This window comes from Dechloromonas sp. CZR5 (assembly GCF_008711155.1).
Taxonomy (GTDB): Bacteria; Pseudomonadota; Gammaproteobacteria; order Burkholderiales; family Rhodocyclaceae; genus Azonexus.
Genome location: NZ_VUYQ01000001.1, coordinates 481,539 through 499,757, shown reverse-complemented (window position 1 = coordinate 499,757; position 18,219 = coordinate 481,539). Strand labels below are relative to the sequence as shown.

At 60.7% G+C, this 18,219-nt stretch carries 18 protein-coding genes and 2 tRNA genes; 9 read left to right on the top strand and 11 right to left on the bottom strand.

All coding sequences use genetic code 11. The features are described 5' to 3' along the window. Positions 1–23 precede the first annotated feature (23 nt). Complete coding sequence (locus tag F1002_RS02460; RefSeq protein ID WP_150427436.1) at positions 24–1,175, top strand: patatin-like phospholipase family protein; 1,152 nt, start codon at positions 24–26, stop codon at positions 1,173–1,175. A 13-nt stretch (positions 1,176–1,188) separates the two neighbouring features. On the opposite strand, the gene F1002_RS02455 is transcribed toward F1002_RS02460, so the two are convergent. Next, positions 1,189–1,276, bottom strand: a tRNA-Ser gene (locus F1002_RS02455). 124 nt (positions 1,277–1,400) lie between these two features. Between F1002_RS02455 and F1002_RS02450 the strand changes: the two genes are divergently transcribed. Further along, entirely contained in the window at positions 1,401–2,093 is a 693-nt protein-coding gene (locus F1002_RS02450; protein ID WP_150427435.1) for a Bax inhibitor-1/YccA family protein, read from the top strand. A 54-nt stretch (positions 2,094–2,147) separates the two neighbouring features. Here the strand turns inward: F1002_RS02450 and rlmD are convergent, their stop codons facing one another. Beyond that, positions 2,148–3,446, bottom strand: a complete 1,299-nt coding sequence (gene rlmD / locus F1002_RS02445; RefSeq protein ID WP_150427434.1) for a 23S rRNA (uracil(1939)-C(5))-methyltransferase RlmD — start codon at positions 3,444–3,446, stop codon at positions 2,148–2,150. Between the two features lie 50 nt (positions 3,447–3,496). Between rlmD and F1002_RS02440 the strand changes: the two genes are divergently transcribed. Together F1002_RS02440 and F1002_RS02435 are read left to right on the top strand one after the other, a co-directional pair. After that, the gene (locus F1002_RS02440) at positions 3,497–3,973 is read left to right on the top strand and encodes a hypothetical protein (protein ID WP_150427433.1); all 477 of its coding nucleotides are present in this window, start codon (positions 3,497–3,499) and stop codon (positions 3,971–3,973) included. Between the two features lie 135 nt (positions 3,974–4,108). After that, on the top strand, positions 4,109–4,378 hold the full coding sequence (locus F1002_RS02435) for a hypothetical protein (RefSeq protein WP_150427432.1): 270 nt from the start codon (positions 4,109–4,111) through the stop codon (positions 4,376–4,378). Positions 4,379–4,443: 65 nt separating this feature from the next. Here F1002_RS02435 and F1002_RS02430 read toward each other — a convergent pair whose 3' ends face one another. The 6 genes from F1002_RS02430 to F1002_RS02405 all read right to left on the bottom strand — a co-directional run bounded on the left by F1002_RS02430 (position 4,444) and on the right by F1002_RS02405 (position 9,840). Continuing rightward, entirely contained in the window at positions 4,444–5,211 is a 768-nt protein-coding gene (locus F1002_RS02430) for an MBL fold metallo-hydrolase (RefSeq protein ID WP_150427431.1), read from the bottom strand. Next, complete coding sequence (gene bamC / locus F1002_RS02425) at positions 5,208–6,335, bottom strand: outer membrane protein assembly factor BamC (protein WP_150427430.1); 1,128 nt, start codon at positions 6,333–6,335, stop codon at positions 5,208–5,210. The genes F1002_RS02430 and bamC overlap by 4 nt, the downstream gene beginning before the upstream one ends. 18 nt (positions 6,336–6,353) lie before the next feature. Then, complete coding sequence (gene dapA / locus F1002_RS02420) at positions 6,354–7,232, bottom strand: 4-hydroxy-tetrahydrodipicolinate synthase (RefSeq protein ID WP_150427429.1); 879 nt, start codon at positions 7,230–7,232, stop codon at positions 6,354–6,356. Between the two features lie 78 nt (positions 7,233–7,310). Further along, a complete protein-coding gene (gene tilS, locus F1002_RS02415) occupies positions 7,311–8,228 on the bottom strand; it encodes a tRNA lysidine(34) synthetase TilS (protein ID WP_191090283.1) in 918 nt (305 codons plus the stop codon). Positions 8,229–8,250: 22 nt separating this feature from the next. Beyond that, complete coding sequence (locus F1002_RS02410; protein WP_150427427.1) at positions 8,251–9,219, bottom strand: acetyl-CoA carboxylase carboxyltransferase subunit alpha; 969 nt, start codon at positions 9,217–9,219, stop codon at positions 8,251–8,253. Positions 9,220–9,279: 60 nt separating this feature from the next. Further along, entirely contained in the window at positions 9,280–9,840 is a 561-nt protein-coding gene (locus F1002_RS02405; RefSeq protein WP_223879429.1) for a DNA-3-methyladenine glycosylase, read from the bottom strand. Positions 9,841–10,014: 174 nt separating this feature from the next. Here F1002_RS02405 and F1002_RS02400 point away from each other — a divergent pair, with 174 nt between their 5' ends. Continuing rightward, positions 10,015–11,193: an EAL and HDOD domain-containing protein gene (locus F1002_RS02400; RefSeq protein ID WP_150427425.1), complete on the top strand. Its 1,179-nt coding sequence runs from the start codon at positions 10,015–10,017 to the stop codon at positions 11,191–11,193. Here the strand turns inward: F1002_RS02400 and F1002_RS02395 are convergent, their stop codons facing one another. Beyond that, positions 11,194–11,838 (bottom strand): MBL fold metallo-hydrolase, encoded by a 645-nt coding sequence (locus F1002_RS02395; RefSeq protein ID WP_150427927.1) that lies wholly within the window; start codon positions 11,836–11,838, stop codon positions 11,194–11,196. A gap of 119 nt (positions 11,839–11,957) precedes the next feature. Between F1002_RS02395 and F1002_RS02390 the strand changes: the two genes are divergently transcribed. After that, positions 11,958–12,818, top strand: coding sequence for an HDOD domain-containing protein (locus F1002_RS02390; RefSeq protein ID WP_150427424.1), 861 nt, complete (start codon positions 11,958–11,960; stop codon positions 12,816–12,818). 6 nt (positions 12,819–12,824) lie between these two features. Here F1002_RS02390 and F1002_RS02385 read toward each other — a convergent pair whose 3' ends face one another. After that, entirely contained in the window at positions 12,825–14,741 is a 1,917-nt protein-coding gene (locus F1002_RS02385; RefSeq protein ID WP_150427423.1) for an ATP-binding cassette domain-containing protein, read from the bottom strand. Positions 14,742–14,813: 72 nt separating this feature from the next. Further along, on the bottom strand, positions 14,814–16,811 hold the full coding sequence (locus tag F1002_RS02380) for a methyl-accepting chemotaxis protein (RefSeq protein WP_191090281.1): 1,998 nt from the start codon (positions 16,809–16,811) through the stop codon (positions 14,814–14,816). A gap of 127 nt (positions 16,812–16,938) precedes the next feature. Here F1002_RS02380 and F1002_RS02375 point away from each other — a divergent pair. The 3 genes from F1002_RS02375 (at position 16,939) to F1002_RS02365 (ending at position 18,218) form a co-directional block, all read left to right on the top strand. Then, positions 16,939–17,013 (top strand) — tRNA-Arg (locus F1002_RS02375). An 18-nt stretch (positions 17,014–17,031) separates the two neighbouring features. Then, positions 17,032–17,808, top strand: coding sequence for a spermidine synthase (locus F1002_RS02370; protein ID WP_150427421.1), 777 nt, complete (start codon positions 17,032–17,034; stop codon positions 17,806–17,808). A 140-nt stretch (positions 17,809–17,948) separates the two neighbouring features. Next, entirely contained in the window at positions 17,949–18,218 is a 270-nt protein-coding gene (locus tag F1002_RS02365; RefSeq protein ID WP_150427420.1) for a hypothetical protein, read from the top strand. The last annotated feature ends 1 nt before the right edge of the window (position 18,219 follow it).

Sequence of the window (18,219 nt, the reverse complement as noted above, 5' to 3'; positions counted from 1 at the left end):
CAGCCCAAGGCAGGGGTAGCAGCATGACTTCGCAACCAGGAACGACGAGCGGCAAAACCGCGCTCGTCCTGACCGGAGGCGGCGCCCGCGCGGCCTATCAGGTCGGCGTATTGCTCGCCATTGCCAAGCTATCGAGCAATCGAAGGCACAACCCCTTCCCCATTCTCTGCGGCACGTCGGCGGGCGCCATCAACGTGGTCAGCATCGCCTGCCTCGCCGACAATTTCAGCAAGGCCGCCTCGGTCCTCGCCACCTTCTGGCGGAGCATGCATGCCGATCACATCTACCGCGCCGACCCGATCGGCATCGGGCGCTCCGCGGTACGCTGGCTCTCCACCCTGACCATGGGCTGGTTGTTCCACAACCCACCGCGCTCGCTGCTCGATAACGCACCACTGCGCCAACTGCTGAGCCAGCATCTCGATTTCCGCGGTATCGAGCATGCCATTGCCAAAGGCGCCCTGCACGCCGTCAGCGTCTCGGCCTCCGGCTATGAATCCGGCGACAACATCAATTTCTTTCAGGGCCACCCGAGCGCCGAACCATGGCGCCGGGTACAACGCATCGGAATCCGGGCGCAAATCACGGTGGACCACCTGCTGGCATCCAGTGCCATCCCCTTCATCTTTCCGGCGACCAAGATACATCGCGAGTATTTTGGCGACGGATCGATGCGCCAGCTGGCCCCGATATCTCCAGCCATTCATCTAGGCGCCGAGCGTATCCTGATCGTCGGCGCCGGGCGCAAAAACGAACACCAGGATAGACGACGCGTCGATAGCCACCCCTCGCTGGCACAAATAGCCGGCCACGCCCTGTCCACAATCTTCCTGGACAGCCTGGCGGTAGACATCGAGCGCATGCAGCGCATCAACCGCACCTTGAATGCCATCCCCCCCGAGATCAGGGCGGAGAGCGATATTCCGCTCCGTCCCATTGATTCACTGATCATTTCGCCATCCGAACGCCTGGAACGCTTTGCATCCGAGCACGCCAAGGCCTTGCCCTGGGCAATGAAGATGATGCTTGGCGGAATCGGGGGAATGAGCCGGCGCAATGGAACGCTCACCAGCTACCTGCTCTTCGAGAAACCATACACCCAGGCGCTCATTGATCTGGGTTACGCCGATACCATGGCGCGCTCGACTGAAGTCGGAGACTTTCTGAGACTCTGAATAAAGGGGCGCCTGGCGGGTCCGGTGAGATTCGAACTCACGATGCTTTTCAGCACGCCGGTTTTCAAGACCGGTGCATTCAACCGCTCTGCCACAGACCCTGGCGGCGCGCATGATAGCACAGTCGCGAGGGGGTGCATTTCCGGCGAACATAGGGCGTTGAAACTTATCGCCCAGTCCGTTAGTCTTAACCTTTGACGAAACCATATAAAGGAGATGTCCTGCATGAACACCAATTTCGATATCGCCCGCCAGAGTTCGCCCGAAATTGCGCTCGGACAAAACCGTGTCCTGCGTAACACTTACATGTTGCTCGGGCTCTCGATGATCCCGACAGTCCTCGGCGCGATGGTCGGCATCCAGATGGGGTTCAGCTTCTTTGCCGGCAGTCCGCTGATTTCCTTCATGCTTTTTCTCGGCGTCGCCTTCGGCTTCATGTGGGGAATCGAGCGCAACAAGAACAGCGGCCTCGGTGTCGCCTTGCTGCTGGGCTTCACCTTCTTCATGGGATTGATGCTGTCGCGCATCCTGCAGTTCGCGCTGGGTTTCTCCAACGGTGCCTCGATGATTGCGATGGCAGCCGGCGGCACGGGCGCGATCTTCTTCACCCTCTCTTCGATTGCTGCCGTCAGCAAGCGTGACTTCACGGGCATGGGCAAATTCCTGTTTGCCGGCATGATCCTGATCCTGCTGGCAGCCGTCGCCAACATCTTCTTCCAGATTCCGGCGCTGTCGCTGACCATTGCCGTAGCGGCCGTGGGTATTTTCTCGGCCTACATTCTCTACGACATCAGCCGCATCGTCCAAGGCGGCGAAACCAACTACGTCAGCGCAACGCTGGCGGTCTATCTGGACATTTACAACGTTTTCGTCAGCCTGCTGCAGTTGATCATGGCCTTCACGGGCGAACGCGACTGAGCAAGTCTTATCGAAAACAACAAGGGCGGCCTCGGCCGCCCTTTTTTTCTACGATCAATCGCGTTCAAAAACCGCAATCGACTCGACGTGAGCGGTGTGCGGGAACATGTTCACAACACCGGCGGCGGCAAAACGATAGCCCTTGACCGAAACCATGATCGCCGCATCACGAGCCAAGGTTGAGGGATTGCAGGAAACGTAAACAATACGCCCCGGGGCATTCGCGCCCAGCGCCTTGACCAGTTCGAGCGCCCCTTCTCTTGGCGGATCGATCAGCATCTTGTCGAAACGCCCCAATTTTTCCAACGACGCTTCGGTACTCTCGAACAGATTGGCAACGCCGAACTCCACCCGCTCGCTCAGCCCATTCGCGACTGCACTCTCCCGCCCCCGCTTGACCAGCGCAGGACTGCCCTCAATCCCTACCACGCTCGCGCCGGAACGGGCTATCGGCAGAGTGAAGTTACCCAGCCCGCAGAACATGTCGGCGATTCGCTCACCCGGTTGCGGATCGAGCAAACTCAAGGCTCGACGAACCAGTATGCGATTCACCGCATGATTCACCTGGGTAAAATCCGTCGGCCTGAAATCCAGCTCAAGCGCGAATTCCGGCAAGGCATAGGAAAGCCGGGGGGCGTCTTCAGGATAAAAGCGATAGGCCGTATCCGGCCCCTTGGGCTGCAGGTAGAAAACAACCTGATGGCGGTCGGCAAAGGCTCGCAGCATCTTTTCGTCAGCAGCGGTCAACGGCTGCAGGATGCGCAGAACCAGCGCCGTGCAGTGCTCGCCGACTGCCAACTCCAATTGAGGCATGCGCTCTACGACGGACAATGCCCCGATCAGCTCCCGCAATGGCATGAGCATGTCGGAGACGTGTGGAGGCAGAATCGCGCACGTTGTCATGTCCGCGATATAGCTGCTGCGCTTTTCATGGAAGCCGATCAGCACGCCCCCCTTGCGCTCGACCTTGCGTACGGCCAGACGCGCGCGATGACGATAGCCCCAGGGCTCGCCAAAGATCGGCGGCAAGATGCGCTCCGGACGAACCCGGCCGATGTGCCACAGCCCGTCCTCGAGCACGCGCTGCTTGGCGGCGACCTGAGCGGACGGCTCCATGTGCTGCATGGCACAGCCACCACAGATACCGAAATGTGGACAACGCGGTTCCACCCGCACTGGGGACGGCGCCAACACGCTCACCAAGTGAGCCAGCTCATAGTTCGGCTTGCGGCGGAAGCTGGCGTATTCGACCGTCTCGCCGGGCAAAACACTGTCGACGAAGACCGTCTTGCCCTCCTGGCGCGTGATCCCTCTCGCCTCGTGATCCAGCGACTCTATCATCCCGATCGGCACGGTCGACTCCAAAAAAGCGCGAATTCTATCAATCGGTTACACTAAGCGCCATGGCTCGCGAACTGATCACCTCCTGGGCAGACTACCAAACGGCAATCGACCGTTTGCTGGCCATCGCCACCAAGCAGATTCACATTTACGACGAAGACCTGACAACGCTGAAACTTGACTCGGCATCCCGCCTGGCTCATGTCAAACGGCTCGTCCAGGGCACCCGCGCCGACGCGCTGTTCATTGCCGTACGCAATGGATCACCGCTCCGCAACCAGCACCCTTTATTGCAAAGCCTGCTGACAACCTACGGGCACGTCGCTGCCGCACAAGAAACGCCACCCCACCTCGCCCACCTGCGCGACAGCATGATCATCGTCGACGGCAAGCACGGCCTGATACGCTTTGAACGCGACATGCCGCGCAGCAAGCTTCTGATCGACGAAAGCGACGAGCTGCGCCCCTATTTGGCGAAGTTCAACGAAATATGGGCGGAAGGTGGCGAACGAATCAGCAGCACGATCGTGGGCTTGTAGTATCCGGATGCCATTCCGCAATGCAACAAACACAGCCTTCGCAAATAAATTATTGTTATAATCATGTGCTGATCAGGTAGCTCCTGATCTCCGATAAATTCAGATTTTGTTGGTTCTTGTCGATAAGGAAATCCCATGAATAAGTCTATTCTCGTCGCTGCCCTGCTGGCCGTTGCCCTGACCGCTTGCGGTAAGAAGGAAGAAGCCGCTCCGGCCGCTGCTCCGGCCCCGGCCGCTGCCCCGGCTCCGGCTGCCGCTCCGCAAGCTGGCATGGAAGCCGCCAAGCCGGCCGAGCAAGCTGGTATGGCTGGCATGGAAGCCGCCAAGCCGGCCGAACAAGCTGGCATGGCTGGCATGGAAGCCGCCAAGCCGGCCGAACAAGCTGGTATGGAAGCCAAGAAGTAATCTTCTTGCTCTCAAGAAAAACGGGGCTGCGGCCCCGTTTTTTATTGCCTTGTCGATTTGAAAATCTACCTCAGGCTTCGCCAATCGAAGCCGTCGTTCTGGGTTGCCACCGTAAACTCTCCACCGCCGTCGGCCAGATAATCGTCAACAAGCGTCCGAACCAGGCTCTCACAGTTGTTTCGCTCACTCAGATGGGCAGCCACCAAATGCTGGAGACGCGAACAGTCGATTTGTTCCAGCAAGGCTACCGCAGCACGATTTTCAAGATGACCGTAGCGACCGGCGATCCGGCGCTTCACTGAAGCGGGATAAGCTGAATGCGCCAGCATTTCGGCATCATGATTGAACTCAAGGACCAGCCCATCGCAGCCAGAGAGATTGGCGCACACATGCGGGGTCGCCTCCCCGATATCCGTCAGGACAGCCAAGCGCCTGCCCCCGGCAGAAACCACGTATTGAACCGGCTGACGCGCATCGTGAGGGACGGGGAAGGGCTGAACTTCGAAGCTTCCGACGTCAAAAGCACGATAACCGTCGATGACCCTGAGATCCAGGCCCTCCGCATTTTCACGGCAAGCAACCCAGGTTCCATGGGTCATCCAGACAGGCAAGGCATGTTTTCTCGCCAGACGGAAAACACCGCCGACGTGATCGCCATGTTCGTGGGTCACCAAGATCCCGGCCAGATCGGAGGGATGCTTGCCGAAACGCAGCATGCGGGTGACGGTTTCCCGCAACCCAAAACCACAATCAAGCATCAAACAGGTATCCCCGGACTCGGCAAGCAGCGCATTACCGGCGCTGCCGCTGCCGAGCGAGGCAAAACGAATCACTGCAACTGTTGGAGGAGCAGGCCGAGAATCTTCTTGGCGGTTTCCGACTTGTCCGTGCCGCCTTCGGCGGAAAGCACCTTCACGACACTTTGCTGCCCATCTTCGCTGACATGGATGCGGTACTGCGCATTGGTGTTAACCGGGGTATCGCTCTTCCAGAAAGCCAGCTTGGACAACAGCCCGGTATCCTTCTTGCTGCGATTATCGGCGTCCGGATCGACATAGCGGACAAAATAAAGACCACGGGAACGATCGCGATCCTCAACGGTGAAGCCGACACGATCGAGCGCCAGGCCCACACGACGCCAGGCGCGGTCGAAGCGGTCGAGAACCTCCAGCGTACCAGCGCCATCGTCCGATTTGGCCAACTTGGCTCGCGGCTCAGCCTTGACTGAGGCCAGCGATGCCTCGGCGCGCTTCTCTTCCGAGCCGAGACGAACCATCAGGCGACGCAACATTTCGGCTTCGAGTTCGGGATCAGCCGCACGCGGCTGCCAACGCGTGTCATCCTTGGCCGAGGAGGTATAAACCTCTTCCATGCCGCGGTGGCTCACGAAGATATCGGTGGTGCCCGGGGTAGAACCCGGCTCGAAGCGAGTGCGGAACTTGTCGCGCTCCCCCGTCGAATACAGCGAGTCGAGCAGGCGACCCAGCGTATTGCGAATGAAATCCTGGCCAATCTTGGCGCGGTTTTCCGCCCAGTCGGTTTCCATCACGCCTGCTTCCGGACGTTCAACGTTGATGATGAAACCGGTTTCCTGCCAGAAATCCTTGACGGTATCCCACAGCTTGTCGGCCGGCGCCGTCACAACCAGCCAGCGCTGGTTCCCGGAGCGCTCGACACGCACCTTGTCGACCTGCGGCAGCACAGCCGAGTTTTGCGCCTGTGCCTGCGGCGTGCGGTCGGCGCTGTAGGCCGAGAAGGTGGCACTCCCCTTGCCGGCAGCATCGGGCACCAGGTACTTGTCGTCGCGGGTAACCTGGGTCAGATCGGGCGGCACCTCAAGTGTCGGCGCCTTGCCGGCAGACTTGTATTCGATCTTGCGGGAATCAGGAAGAAGGCTGCACCCTGCCAGCGCAACAGCAAGCAGGGAAAGAGCGAGGCCGGAAAGCCGACGATTCATGTTTCTTGTACTCCGGGGTCAGGCGATCAGGCCGGCCTGGCGCAGAGCGGCCAGAACGCGAGGCTGCGCGGCCTCCGACAGGGTGGTCAGGGGCAGGCGGATGCCGTTGGGCATCAGGCCGAGCTTGTGCACCGCCCATTTGACGGGAATCGGGTTGGCTTCGCAGAACAGGTCGCGGTGCAGGCCGAGCAACTTGAAATGGATTTCGCGGGCCTTGGCCATGTCACCATTGCGGGCAGCAACGCACATTTCGTGCATGAGGCGCGGCGCAACGTTGGCGGTTACCGAGATATCCCCATGGAAACCAAGGGCTATGGTTGCCACGGCCGTCATGTCGTCGCCGGTGTACAGACCGAACTCCTTCGGAGCACGGGCGATCAGATCACAGGCACGATCAAGGTTGCCGGTTGCGTCCTTGACGCCGACGATACCCGGCACCTGCGCCAAGCGCAGGATGGTGTCATTGGACATATCGGCCACGGTACGGCCGGGCACGTTGTAGAGCAGGATCGGCAGTTCGACCGCTTCGGCAATTGCCTTGAAATGACGGTACATGCCTTCCTGGGTCGGGCGGTTGTAGTAAGGCACCACAGACAGCGACATATCGGCGCCGGCCTTCTTGGCAAACTCGGTGAGTTCGATCGCTTCAGCCGTCGAATTGCCGCCGGTACCGGCGATGACCGGGATACGGCCGGCAATGTACTCGACCGCCACCTTGATCAGTTCGCAATGCTCCTCGACGTTGACGGTCGGCGACTCGCCGGTCGTGCCGACGACGACGACGGCATCGGTGCCTTCCTGCACGTGAAAGTCGAGCAGATTGCGGAAGGCGTTCAAATCGAGGCTGCCATCCTCATGCATGGGCGTAACGATGGCGACAATGGATCCGGTAATCATGGCCTGTATATGAATAAAGTAATTCTTTGATTGTAACTGAAGGCTATTCGCCGCGGAAAGGCGCTTGGTAACAGATTGTTATTTTCTTAACGACCAGTGAAGCCGCCTGTTCTCCACCCGCATCACGCCCTCCTCAAGCACGAGCTCCGGATGACGATCGGGTGCGGCCGCAAGGAGCTGCCGGGCGAACTCATCGAGGCGACTCGCCACGGGAACCTGCCAACCCAGGCAACGCAAGCGGTGGCGCAACAGATTCTTCAATCGCGGGACGCTTAATTGGCGCAATCCTGCCACCCTTGCCGCAGCACCTTCCCCCACCTGCAACCAATCCAGCGCCGCCAATTCGTCGAGCAACCCTGCGGCTTCAGTAAAATTGGCCGCGGCCCGGGCCAATGAGGACTCGGCCGCCGGAAATCTCCGGCTCAGACCGACCAGCGCATCGTGCCGCAGATAGTTGCGGGTCAGTGCCATATCGGCATTGCTTTCGTCGGTCACCCAGGACAAGCCAGCGTCGCAGGCATAAGCCTCGATGTCGCCCCGGGACACATCCAACAGCGGCCTGAGCAGTGTGACATTGCCTGCCGTCCGCTCGACCGGAATACCCGCCGCGCCATTTACGCCTGCCCCGCGCAGCAAATTGAACAATACCGTTTCCGCCTGGTCGCCGCGATGGTGGGCAAGCAACAGCCAGTCCCGGGCTACCTCCGAAAAAGCCGCATAGCGGGCATTGCGGGCAGCTGCCTCGATACCGAGGCCGGAAGCGCCATCGATCGATACATGACGAACGATGAGCGGCACCCCCAGGCTGCGGCAATAGTTGCTGCAAAAGGCTGCCCAGCCATCGGCATTGGGTGACAAGCCATGATGCACATGTACGGCTTGCAACCCATGACGCCACTCCGATTCGGAGAGGATATGCAACAGGACGACGGAGTCGCAGCCACCGGACAGCCCCACCGAAAGGGGGGTACCGGGCGTGATGCGGGTGGCAAGCACATCGCCGACCCGCTTCCGCAGATCAGTTAACCGGCTGTTCCTTGAAGCGGCCATAACTCATCAGCCGCTCGTAGCGCGCCTCCAGCAATTCGCCGGTGGACAGCCCCGAAAGCTGCTTGAGCGCATCCTGCAGTGCTTTCTTGAGGTTCTGCGCCATGGCGGCATGATCGCGGTGCGCACCACCCAGCGGCTCATTGACCACTTTGTCGACCAGCCCCAGGGTTTTCAGGCGTTGCGCCGTAATACCCATGGTTTCGGCCGCTTCAGGTGCCTTTTCGGCACTTTTCCAGAGGATGGAAGCGCAACCTTCCGGCGAAATGACCGAATAGGTCGAGTATTGCAGCATCTGCACGGTATCGCCGACGGCAATCGCCAGCGCACCACCTGAACCGCCTTCACCGATGATGGTGACGATGACCGGCACCTTGAGTTCGGCCATCACGTACAGGTTGCGGCCAATGGCCTCGGATTGTCCGCGCTCCTCGGCATCGATACCGGGATAGGCACCCGGCGTGTCGACGAAAGTCATGACCGGAATGCCGAATTTTTCGGCCAGTTTCATCAGGCGCAGGGCCTTGCGATAACCTTCCGGACGGGGCATACCGAAATTGCGGTAAATCTTTTCCTTGGTATCGCGCCCCTTCTGGTGGCCGATGACCATGACCGGCTGACCGTTGAAACGAGCCAGGCCGCCAACAATGGCGTGATCGTCGGCGAACGCGCGGTCACCGTGCAACTCTTCGAAGTCGGTAAAGATCAGCGACAAGTAATCGAGCGTATAGGGCCGTTGCGGGTGGCGAGCTACCTGCGAAATCTGCCACGGCGTCAGTTTGGCGTAGATATCCTTGGTCAGTTGAGCGCTTTTGCTTTGCAAACGGTCGATTTCTTCGGAGATATCGACCGCGGAGTCATCCTGCACAAAGCGCAGCTCTTCGATCTTGGCTTCAAGGTCGGCAATGGATTGCTCGAAGTCGAGGAAACTTGTTTTCATGGACTGCTCGTTAGGCTAAGTTGGGGCGCATTTTACCCCAAAGGCAGGATGGCTAACGTTTCAGTACTCGACCGGCACCGGATCAAGGCTACGCCACAGATACCATGTCGCCACCGAACGCCATGGCCGCCAGCGATCGCCAAATTCGACCAAGGCTCGCTTTGACTGCTTTGCACCGCCGAAATAGCGCTCGAAGACAGCACGTTGCAGACCGATGTCGTCAACCGGGAAAACATCCGGACGCATCAGGTTGAAGATCAGGAACATTTCGGCAGTCCACCTGCCAATGCCACGCACGCCCACCAGTTCCGCAATGACCGCCTCGTCGTCCAGATCCGCCCAATGCACGGGATTCATCCGTCCACTGAGAAAGTGACTGGCCAGATCGCTCACATACTCGATTTTGCGCTGCGACAGACCGCAACCCACCAGCCCCTCGGCACCCACCCGAGCGAGTTGCTGCGGCGTGACTTCCCCCACCCGATCGACAAAACGCGCCCAAACGGAGTCGGCTGCCTTGACCGATATCTGCTGCCCGACGATGGACCGCGCCAGGGTGGAAAATGGATCGCCGCGAGACACCAGCGAAGCGCCTCGATAACGTTTTACCAGCTCGGCCATGGCCGGATCGTTCGCAGCCAGTTCCTCGGAGGCCTGCACCCAATAGGAAGGAGTCATTGGGCGATTATACGTTGACGCAACGCCCGACTTTCCTGCTCGCATATTTATGCCGACACCGAACACGGGAAGACGCCAGTTTGTTAGCATTGTTAAAAATAACGATGAGCACCCACCATGAACAAATTGCCTTACGTCTTCATCCACCCGATGCTGGGTCCCGACGACGGCTGGGCCGCCTTCCTTGCCGAATTCCCCAGCGGCACGCGCAGTTCGGAGTTGCTCTCGCAGCTGGCCCACTCCTCGCAATTTGACGAGTTCGACCAACGCCTGCCGTGGTTTTTCCCGGCAGAGAGCAATTGCAGTTCCTTGCAGGACAAGGGAGAGCGTGCGGTCGTCGTATTTTCGGCAGATGCTTCGCAGGACAGACAGGAAACACTAGCGCCACTGGAAAGCCAATTGCGCAAGGCAAGCCGCAAACTTGCCCTGGCCGCCAGCCCAGCCATCAAGTTACCTGCAAGCGGCACTTGGGACTACCTGCTCATTGACGCCAGCCATGCCCGCAGTCTGCCACCGTACAACCTGCTGGGCATGGCCAGCCGGACCATGATCGGTATTACCGGGCTGCACACTCCGAACGATCGCGAGTGGTCCCAGGCCAATGCCTGCAGCTTCTCGACCGGGGAGTATCTGCTTGCCCGCTCCATGACGCAGGGCAAGGCCGACATGACCAAGCTCAAACTGCTCAAGCTGCTGAGCCTGATCGAAGGCGATGCCAACACGAGCGACCTGGAAGATATTTTCCGCGAGGAATCCAAGCTGTCCTACAGCCTGCTCCGGCTGGTCAATTCGGCCGCCATGTCGCCACGCAGCCCAATCACCAGCTTCGGCCAGGCGATCAACCTGCTGGGACGTCGGCAGTTGCAACGCTGGTTGCAACTGCTGGTCTATTCCGACCCCAACAATGGCCAGCACCCGACACCGCTGCTCCCGAAAGCGGCGGCACGCGGGCGCCTCATCGAACTGCTGTGCTCCCGACTAGCGCTGGACCCTGCACTCGAGCACCCGGAAGACATGGCATTCATGATCGGCACATTCTCCCTGCTGGATGTGCTGCTCAACATGCCGATGTCCGACATCCTGAACCAACTACCGTTGCCTGAGCCTGCGCGACAGGCGCTGGGCGATCATACAGGTCCGTTTGGCGAGCTCCTGAGCGCCGTTTGCGCCGGGGACAAACGCGAGTTGGGCACGGCCGCGGCCAAGCTCGACGCCTTGGGCATATCGCCGGAAACCTATCTGGATGCCCAATTGACCGCCATCGGCTGGGCAGCCAAGATTCACCCGACAAGCTGATCAGCCGAAACGCCCGGACAGGAAGGGGTTGAACTGGCGTTCCTCGCCCAAAGTGGACATCGGGCCATGGCCGGGGATGAATGCCACATCGTCACCCAGCGGGAAAAGCTGACCCTTGATCGAGTCGATCAGGGTGTCGTAGTCGCCCCGCGGAAAATCCGTCCGGCCGATGGAGCCCTGAAACAGCACATCGCCAACCTGGGCCAGCCGACTCGGTGCGTGAAAGAAAACCACGTGACCCGGCGTATGCCCCGGACAGTGCAACACATCCAGCTCAACCTCACCGAAACTGATCTTGTCGCCCCCCTTCAACCAGCGCGTCGGTTCGAAGCTGCGCACATTGGGGAAGCCGAACATCTTGCTCTGCTGCGGCATGCCTTCGATCCAGAAGCGATCCTCTTCATGCGGCCCCTCGACCGGCACGCCAGTCTGCTCGACCAGCGCGGCCACACCGCCGGCATGGTCGATATGACCATGCGTAACCAGCACCTTGACCAGCGTCAGCTTCTCATCCTCCAGGGCACGCAGAATACGCTCGATATCGCCGCCCGGATCGATTACGACAGCCTGACGGGTTTTTTCGCACCAGAAGAGCGTGCAATTCTGTTCGAAGGGAGTAACCGGAACGACTTGGTAGCGCATGATGGTTCGGGAGTATTTGACCGGAGCTGCATTATCGCACGCCGCCACCCTTGCCCGGCATAGCCAGCCACCTTACACTCCCCCCTGCCAGCACAGAACCGCCCTTCGAAAGCCGACAGACAATGCTTGACCACGCACTACCCGACATTGACGCCTGGACCCTTCTGTTCAGCAATAACGGGTTACCCATCCTTCGCGTTACCAAACGCCGGCTGGACGAGATGCGTGCCGACCTTGATCGCGTTGACGTTCGCGAACTGGCGCATTTGATTCTGCAAGACCCGATCATGACCGTGCGCGTGCTGGCCTTCATTCAGCCGATGCGCGGGCGTTCCCTGCAAAGGGATATCACGACCATTGCCAGCGCGGTGATGATGGCCGGCATAGAACCCTTCTTCAATCAATTCAACGAACTGTTCACGATCGAGGAGCAAGTCAAGGAAGCCGGCCCGCAAGCACTCCTCGGCGTGCTCCAGATCATCCGCCGCGCCCAGCGGGCGGCCGACTACGCACAGGAATGGGCCGTCTGGCGACAGGACATCAACATGGAGGAAGTACGTGTTGCAGCGCTGCTCCATGACCTGGCCGAAATGCTGGTGTGGTGTACCGCCCCGAAACTCGGCCTGCGCATCCAGGAGCAGCTGAAAGCGCACCCCGGCATGCGCAGCGCCGATGCGCAGAAGCAAATCCTCGGTTTCACCTTCCTGGAAATCCAGCGCGAACTTTGCCGGGTCTGGCATCTGCCTCCACTGCTCCAGACCCTGATTGACGACGACAACGCCACGCTGGCACGGGTCCGCAATGCGACCCTGGCTGTGCGCCTGGCCCGCCATTCGTCCCATGGCTGGGACGATCCGGCCTTGCCTGACGACTACAAGGACATCGGGCAACTGCTCAACATCTCTCCGGAAGCCGTGCGTCAGCGCCTGGGCCTGGAACCCTTGCCGGCAAGGGAAGCCGACGGGCAGAACGAGGACCACTAGCCGGCATCAACCGCCGGCACGCGACTCCAGCGCCTCCCAGCGCTCCAGCAGGATCATCAATTCGTCATCGATGGCGGCCAGCCGTTCCGCGGCACGCTGCGCGGCTTGCGGATCGGTCTGGTAAATCGACGGATCCTCGAGTCGCGTCGTCAGAGCGGCTTGCTCGTCTTCCAGTGCCGCAATTTTCCCCGGCAGGGCCTCGAGCTCCCGCTGCTCCTTCCAGGACAGCTTGTCACCCTTCGGCTTGACTGGCTCCGGGGCCTTGGCGACGGGTTTGGCTTCGGACTTGACCCTGGCAGGCTCTTTCGCCACACCCGCCTTGTACGACGCCCAGTCGCTGTAACCACCGGCGTACTCGTGCCATCGCCCCTCGCCTTCGGCGGCGATGGTTTGCGTCACCACGTTGTCGAGGAAGGTTCGGTCGTGACTGACCAGGAACAGTGTGCCGTCGTAGTTTTGCAGCAGCTCCTCCAGCAACTCGAGGGTTTCGATATCGAGGTCGTTCGTCGGCTCGTCGAGGACCAGCACGTTGGCCGGCTTGGCGAACAGACGGGCCAGCAGCAGGCGGTTGCGCTCGCCGCCGGACAGCGAACTGACCGGCGAGCGCGCCCGCTCCGGGGCGAACAGGAAGTCTTCGAGATAGCCGATGACGTGCTTGCGGGCACCCCCGATTTCGACGTAATCCGAGCCCGGCGAAATGACGTCGGCCAGCGTCGAATCGGGATTGAGCTGGGTACGGAACTGGTCGAAGTAGGCGATCTCCATCTTCGTGCCCTGGCGGACGATGCCGGAATCGGGCTGCAGCTCACCAAGGATCAGGCGCAGCAGGGTGGTCTTGCCGGCGCCGTTGGGGCCGATCAGTCCGATCTTGTCGCCGCGCTGGATGCGCGACGAGAAATCGCGGACGATCTGGCGCTGACCGAAAGCCTTGTTGACGTGCTCCAGCTCGGCGACCAGCTTGCCGCTCTTGTCGCCGGCATCGAGCTGCAGATTGACCTTGCCCATCCGTTCGCGCCGCGCCTGGCGTTCGGCACGCAGCTTGTCGAGACGCTGGACGCGGAAGACGGCGCGCGTCCGCCGCGCCTCGACGCCCTTGCGGATCCACACCTCTTCTTCCTTGAGCAGTTTGTCGGCGCGGGCATTGGCCAGCGACTCCTCGTGCAGCATGGCTTCCTTGCGCTGCTGGTACTGCGTGAAGCTGCCGGGAAAGCTGGCCAGCTTGCCGCGATCGAGTTCGACGATGCGCGTACACACGCTGTCAAGGAAGGAACGGTCGTGGGTGATGAAGAACAGGCTGACGCCGCTTTCGATGAGCAGGTTTTCCAGCCATTCGATGGCGGCAATGTCGAGGTGGTTGGTCGGCTCGTCGAGGAGCAGCACCTCGGGCGCCACGGCCAGCGCCTGCGCCAGCGCCAGGCGCTTCTTCTGGCCGCCAGACAGGGAACCGACGCTGGCTTCCGGATCGAGCCCGAAGCGGTCGATGACGCGCTCGGCCTGCGCCTCGTAAGCCCATGCACCGCGCGCTTCCAGCTCGTGCTGCAGCGTATCCATGCGCGCCAGCAAGGCATCGTGATCGCCCTGCCCTTCGGCCAATTGATGCGATACCGCATGGTACTCGGCAAGCAGCGCCGAGGTTTCGCCCATGCCGGAAACCACGGCCTGGAAAACGTTCATCGCCGGGTCGAAAGGCGGCTCCTGCGGCACGTAGCCGACGCGGATGCCGGGCTGCACCCAGACTTCGCCGTCATCCAGACGTCCCTTGCCTGAGCCGGCGGCCATTGCCGCCAGCAGGGAGGATTTGCCCGTACCGTTGCGACCGATCAGGGCCACGCGTTCGCCGGGATCGAGCTGGAAATCGGCATGGTCGAGAAGCGGCACGTGGCCGTAGGCAAGGCAGGCGTCGGAGAGTTTGAGGTAGGGCATGAGTCGCAATGAAAACGGCGCCCCGCAGGGCGCCGCGTTGGGAAGAAGGCAATTTTACAGCCTGCCGGACAATCAGGTGTTGAAGCGCGACAACTGCGCTTGCAGTTCGGCCGCCAGGCGCAAGAGGTTTTGCGCCCGCTCGCTGTTGAGTGCGGCCCGATTGCTGCTGCCTGCCGCCGCCTGGGCAATTGTTTCAACCAGGCGCGCAATTTCCTGGCTGGCCGCACTTTGCTCCCGCGAACTGTCCGCGATGCCATGCACGACATCGACCGTCTCCTGGGCGCGCTGGTCGATGGCTTCGAGGGAATCCCCGGCCTGACGGGCCATCTCGACGCTGCCGCTCATGTTGGCGCTCAACGCTTGCATGCGACTGACGGCACGTCCGGTTTCGTCGAGAATGGCGGATACGGTGGTCGCGATTTCCTGCGTGGACAGCGAGGTTCGTTCGGCAAGCTTGCGTACTTCGTCGGCCACCACGGCAAACCCCCGGCCCTGCTCACCGGCCCGCGCCGCCTCGATCGCCGCGTTGAGCGCCAGAAGATTCGTCTGATCCGCGATTTCGCGGATCACACCAACCACGCTTGAAATCTGCTTGGAGCGCTCGCCCAGCGACTCGATCAAGGCCGCCGAGTCGGTGATGTCCGATGCCACACGCTCCAGTTCGTCCATGGTGCGATAAACGACATCGCGCCCCGACGCCGTGACCGCCTTGGCGTCTTCGGATATCCGGGCCGCATGATTGGCATTGTCGGCGACCTGCGTCACGCTGACCGACAACTCCTCGACCGATGCGGCAATGCCCGTTGCCGAGGACGAGGCCCGCGCCGACGATTCACGGCCTGCGCTCGCTGCCTGTTGCAGTTCGTTGGCCGCTGCACCGACCTCCGACGAAGTCGCGGAAACACCCTGCACCAGCGAGCGCATGTTGTTCGCCATGTGGTTGAAGGCCTGGCCGATGACATGAACTTCGTTGCGGCTGTCCGCTTCGCCCCCATGAACGACGGTACGCAGGTCGCCCCCGGCCATGCGCTCGACCTCCTGGACCATCTGCTTCAACAGGCGCAGACGGGTGCTGACCAGCACGAAGATCATGGCCGCCAGCAGCAGGGCAGCCAGGATGCTGGCCACGATCAGCGCGTTGCGCAAGGCACGGCTTTCCTCGAGATATTCGTCCAGCCAGCTGCCGGTCGCCACGGTCCACCCCCAAGCAGTCGAGGTCGCCGCAACGACGATCTTTTCACGTATCACGCCGGCGCTATCGGCCAACGGGTAGCGGAATGCACCGCTCTTGTTCGTCAGAACCTGCCGCAACACGTTCTTGGTCATCTCCGGGAGATCGAGTTCGCCGATCTGTTTTTCCTGGAACTTGGGGTGCATCACGAATTCACCGACCCCTTTTTCGTCGGTGGGACGGACGATATAGACGTAGCCTGTCTTACCGGCAACAATCGCCCCGAACTGATCGCGAATGCGCTTGAGTTCCCGGTCGAGGGAAATTCGCACCGAATAGGCGAGCCAGGGCTTGCCATCGGCGCCCTTGATATGCCTGACGGTACTGAAGTTGTATTTGCCGCCGCGAATGGCCAGGCCCTGATAGTTCTCACCGGCCAGCAATGCCTTGGCAACGGGGTCGCCATCGGCAATCGGCACCCCGTTCATGGGCTTGCCGTCCTTATCCTTCAGCAGGGTCGCCAGCCGATAGACCTTGTTGTCGCGAATCGCCAGAAAAGCCGCTTCGCTTCCCGTCAGGTCGCGAAAGGCCTTGAGTACCCGATCGTTTCCATTGAGCACCTCATGGCCGAGCCTGATCGTCGGCAAATCGACATCGCCGGTCCTGGTCAATCCAACACCGGCCTCCGGCTGTGCTCCGGCATACTTGAGGAAGAACTGTGCTTCGGCATCGCCACGGACCTTGACCGAGTCGTAAAGCGCATCGAGGCTACCGGCCATCAGCCTGGCCTCGTTTTCGAGATTGCGCTCGGTCACCGCAATGGCGGTACTGTCCGCCCTATTCTGGACAATCAGCGTCAATGCCGAAAAAACAACGACCAGCGCGGCGATCGTCGCCATGATCAACTGCTGTGCAATCGGGCGTCTTGCGAAACCGGTCGTCATGTTACGCGAGCCTCTCTCGTTGTTATCTTTGTTTAATCTATCACATTGGCGCGGGCACCGGTACAATGCGCACCTTCAGCGCGTCTCCATAGTTAAATGGATATAACGGCTCCCTCCTAAGGAGCAGTTCCTGGTTCGATTCCGGGTGGGGACGCCACCTCAAAAGCGCGACGCCATGCGGAAATCCGGAAAACCACCCCGCCACCCCGTAGACATCAGCGAAGAAGACGGCGTGCGCTACCTGCACTTCGGCTCGGACTGGGTGCAGGGCGCCATGCGCATTGCCCGGCCGTGGTCGCTGGAACTGGCCTACACCCGCGAGATGATGGCCGGCCTGCTTCTCCGTCCCGCCGCGACCTGGCCGAAAACGGCCTTGCTGGTTGGCCTGGGTGCCGGCTCCCTGGCCAAGTTCATCTATCGCAACCTGCCGAACTGCCGGATCACCGCCGTCGAGATCAACCCGCAGGTCGAATTCGTCGCCAACCAGTATTTCCGGCTGCCGCTTGATCCGCAGCGCCTCGACGTGGTGATTGGCTGCGGCGCCGACTACATGCTCGGCGGCACGAGCAGTTTCGACTACATTCTCGTCGATGGTTTCGACCCGGCAGGGCGTAGCGGCCCGCTGGACACCTTGCCCTTCTATCAGGCCTGCCGTGCCCGCCTTGGACAACAAGGCATCCTGGCCGTCAACCTGCTCGGCCGCGACAAGAACTTCCCGACCAGCGTCGAACGCCTGAAACAGGCATTCGATGGTCGTCTCGCCGTTTTTCCATCATGCGACAGTGGCAACACCATCGCCTTCGCCACCGGCGGCGATCCGATTGACGTGTCGCTGGACGAGATGCGCGCCAGCGCGCTGCAACTCAAAAAAGACACACGCCTTGATCTCCTGCCGACCCTGACCCGCCTGCAACTGTCAAATCCATGGCCAGAAGGGCGTTTGCGCTTTTAGTTCCCCCTGCTTCTTCAGTTTCAAGATTTTTTGGGCTATAAAGAGAGAAGGCACTCCACCGATAACAACGACAAGGCGGCTGACAACAACAATAAACAGGCAAACCCCTGACTTCTGATTCCGCATTAAAGGAGATGCCCATGCTGTCTATTCAGGACGTGCTGGATTATTGCGATCTCGACCGTGGCGAGATCGAGGCAATCGCCGAGCACGAGCATGTTCCCATGACCATTGCCGCCGAGATCAGTGAAGTGTTGCTCTGTACGCCGGAAGGCGTCTGCCAGTTGCATGTGATGTTTCTGGAAAACATGCGCAACGCCTTTGACCGCGGCGACATGCTCCATGTCCAGGAGTTGGCGGAAGCCTATCAGCATCTGCAGCGCTCACATCCGCTGCCCGCCTGCCACTAAG

What these genes read in the sequence shown, in the direction of transcription:
- F1002_RS02460 (WP_150427436.1), top strand. Translation starts at nt 24, where the DNA reads ATGACTTCGCAACCAGGAACGACGAGCGGCAAAACCGCGCTCGTCCTG.
- F1002_RS02450 (WP_150427435.1), top strand. Translation starts at nt 1,401, where the DNA reads ATGAACACCAATTTCGATATCGCCCGCCAGAGTTCGCCCGAAATTGCG.
- F1002_RS02440 (WP_150427433.1), top strand. Translation starts at nt 3,497, where the DNA reads ATGGCTCGCGAACTGATCACCTCCTGGGCAGACTACCAAACGGCAATC.
- F1002_RS02435 (WP_150427432.1), top strand. Translation starts at nt 4,109, where the DNA reads ATGAATAAGTCTATTCTCGTCGCTGCCCTGCTGGCCGTTGCCCTGACC.
- bamC (WP_150427430.1), bottom strand. Translation starts at nt 6,335, where the DNA reads ATGAATCGTCGGCTTTCCGGCCTCGCTCTTTCCCTGCTTGCTGTTGCG.
- dapA (WP_150427429.1), bottom strand. Translation starts at nt 7,232, where the DNA reads ATGATTACCGGATCCATTGTCGCCATCGTTACGCCCATGCATGAGGAT.
- F1002_RS02410 (WP_150427427.1), bottom strand. Translation starts at nt 9,219, where the DNA reads ATGAAAACAAGTTTCCTCGACTTCGAGCAATCCATTGCCGACCTTGAA.
- F1002_RS02405 (WP_223879429.1), bottom strand. Translation starts at nt 9,840, where the DNA reads ATGGCCGAGCTGGTAAAACGTTATCGAGGCGCTTCGCTGGTGTCTCGC.
- F1002_RS02400 (WP_150427425.1), top strand. Translation starts at nt 10,015, where the DNA reads ATGAACAAATTGCCTTACGTCTTCATCCACCCGATGCTGGGTCCCGAC.
- F1002_RS02390 (WP_150427424.1), top strand. Translation starts at nt 11,958, where the DNA reads ATGCTTGACCACGCACTACCCGACATTGACGCCTGGACCCTTCTGTTC.
- F1002_RS02385 (WP_150427423.1), bottom strand. Translation starts at nt 14,741, where the DNA reads ATGCCCTACCTCAAACTCTCCGACGCCTGCCTTGCCTACGGCCACGTG.
- F1002_RS02380 (WP_191090281.1), bottom strand. Translation starts at nt 16,811, where the DNA reads ATGGCGACGATCGCCGCGCTGGTCGTTGTTTTTTCGGCATTGACGCTG.
- F1002_RS02370 (WP_150427421.1), top strand. Translation starts at nt 17,032, where the DNA reads ATGCGGAAATCCGGAAAACCACCCCGCCACCCCGTAGACATCAGCGAA.
- F1002_RS02365 (WP_150427420.1), top strand. Translation starts at nt 17,949, where the DNA reads ATGCTGTCTATTCAGGACGTGCTGGATTATTGCGATCTCGACCGTGGC.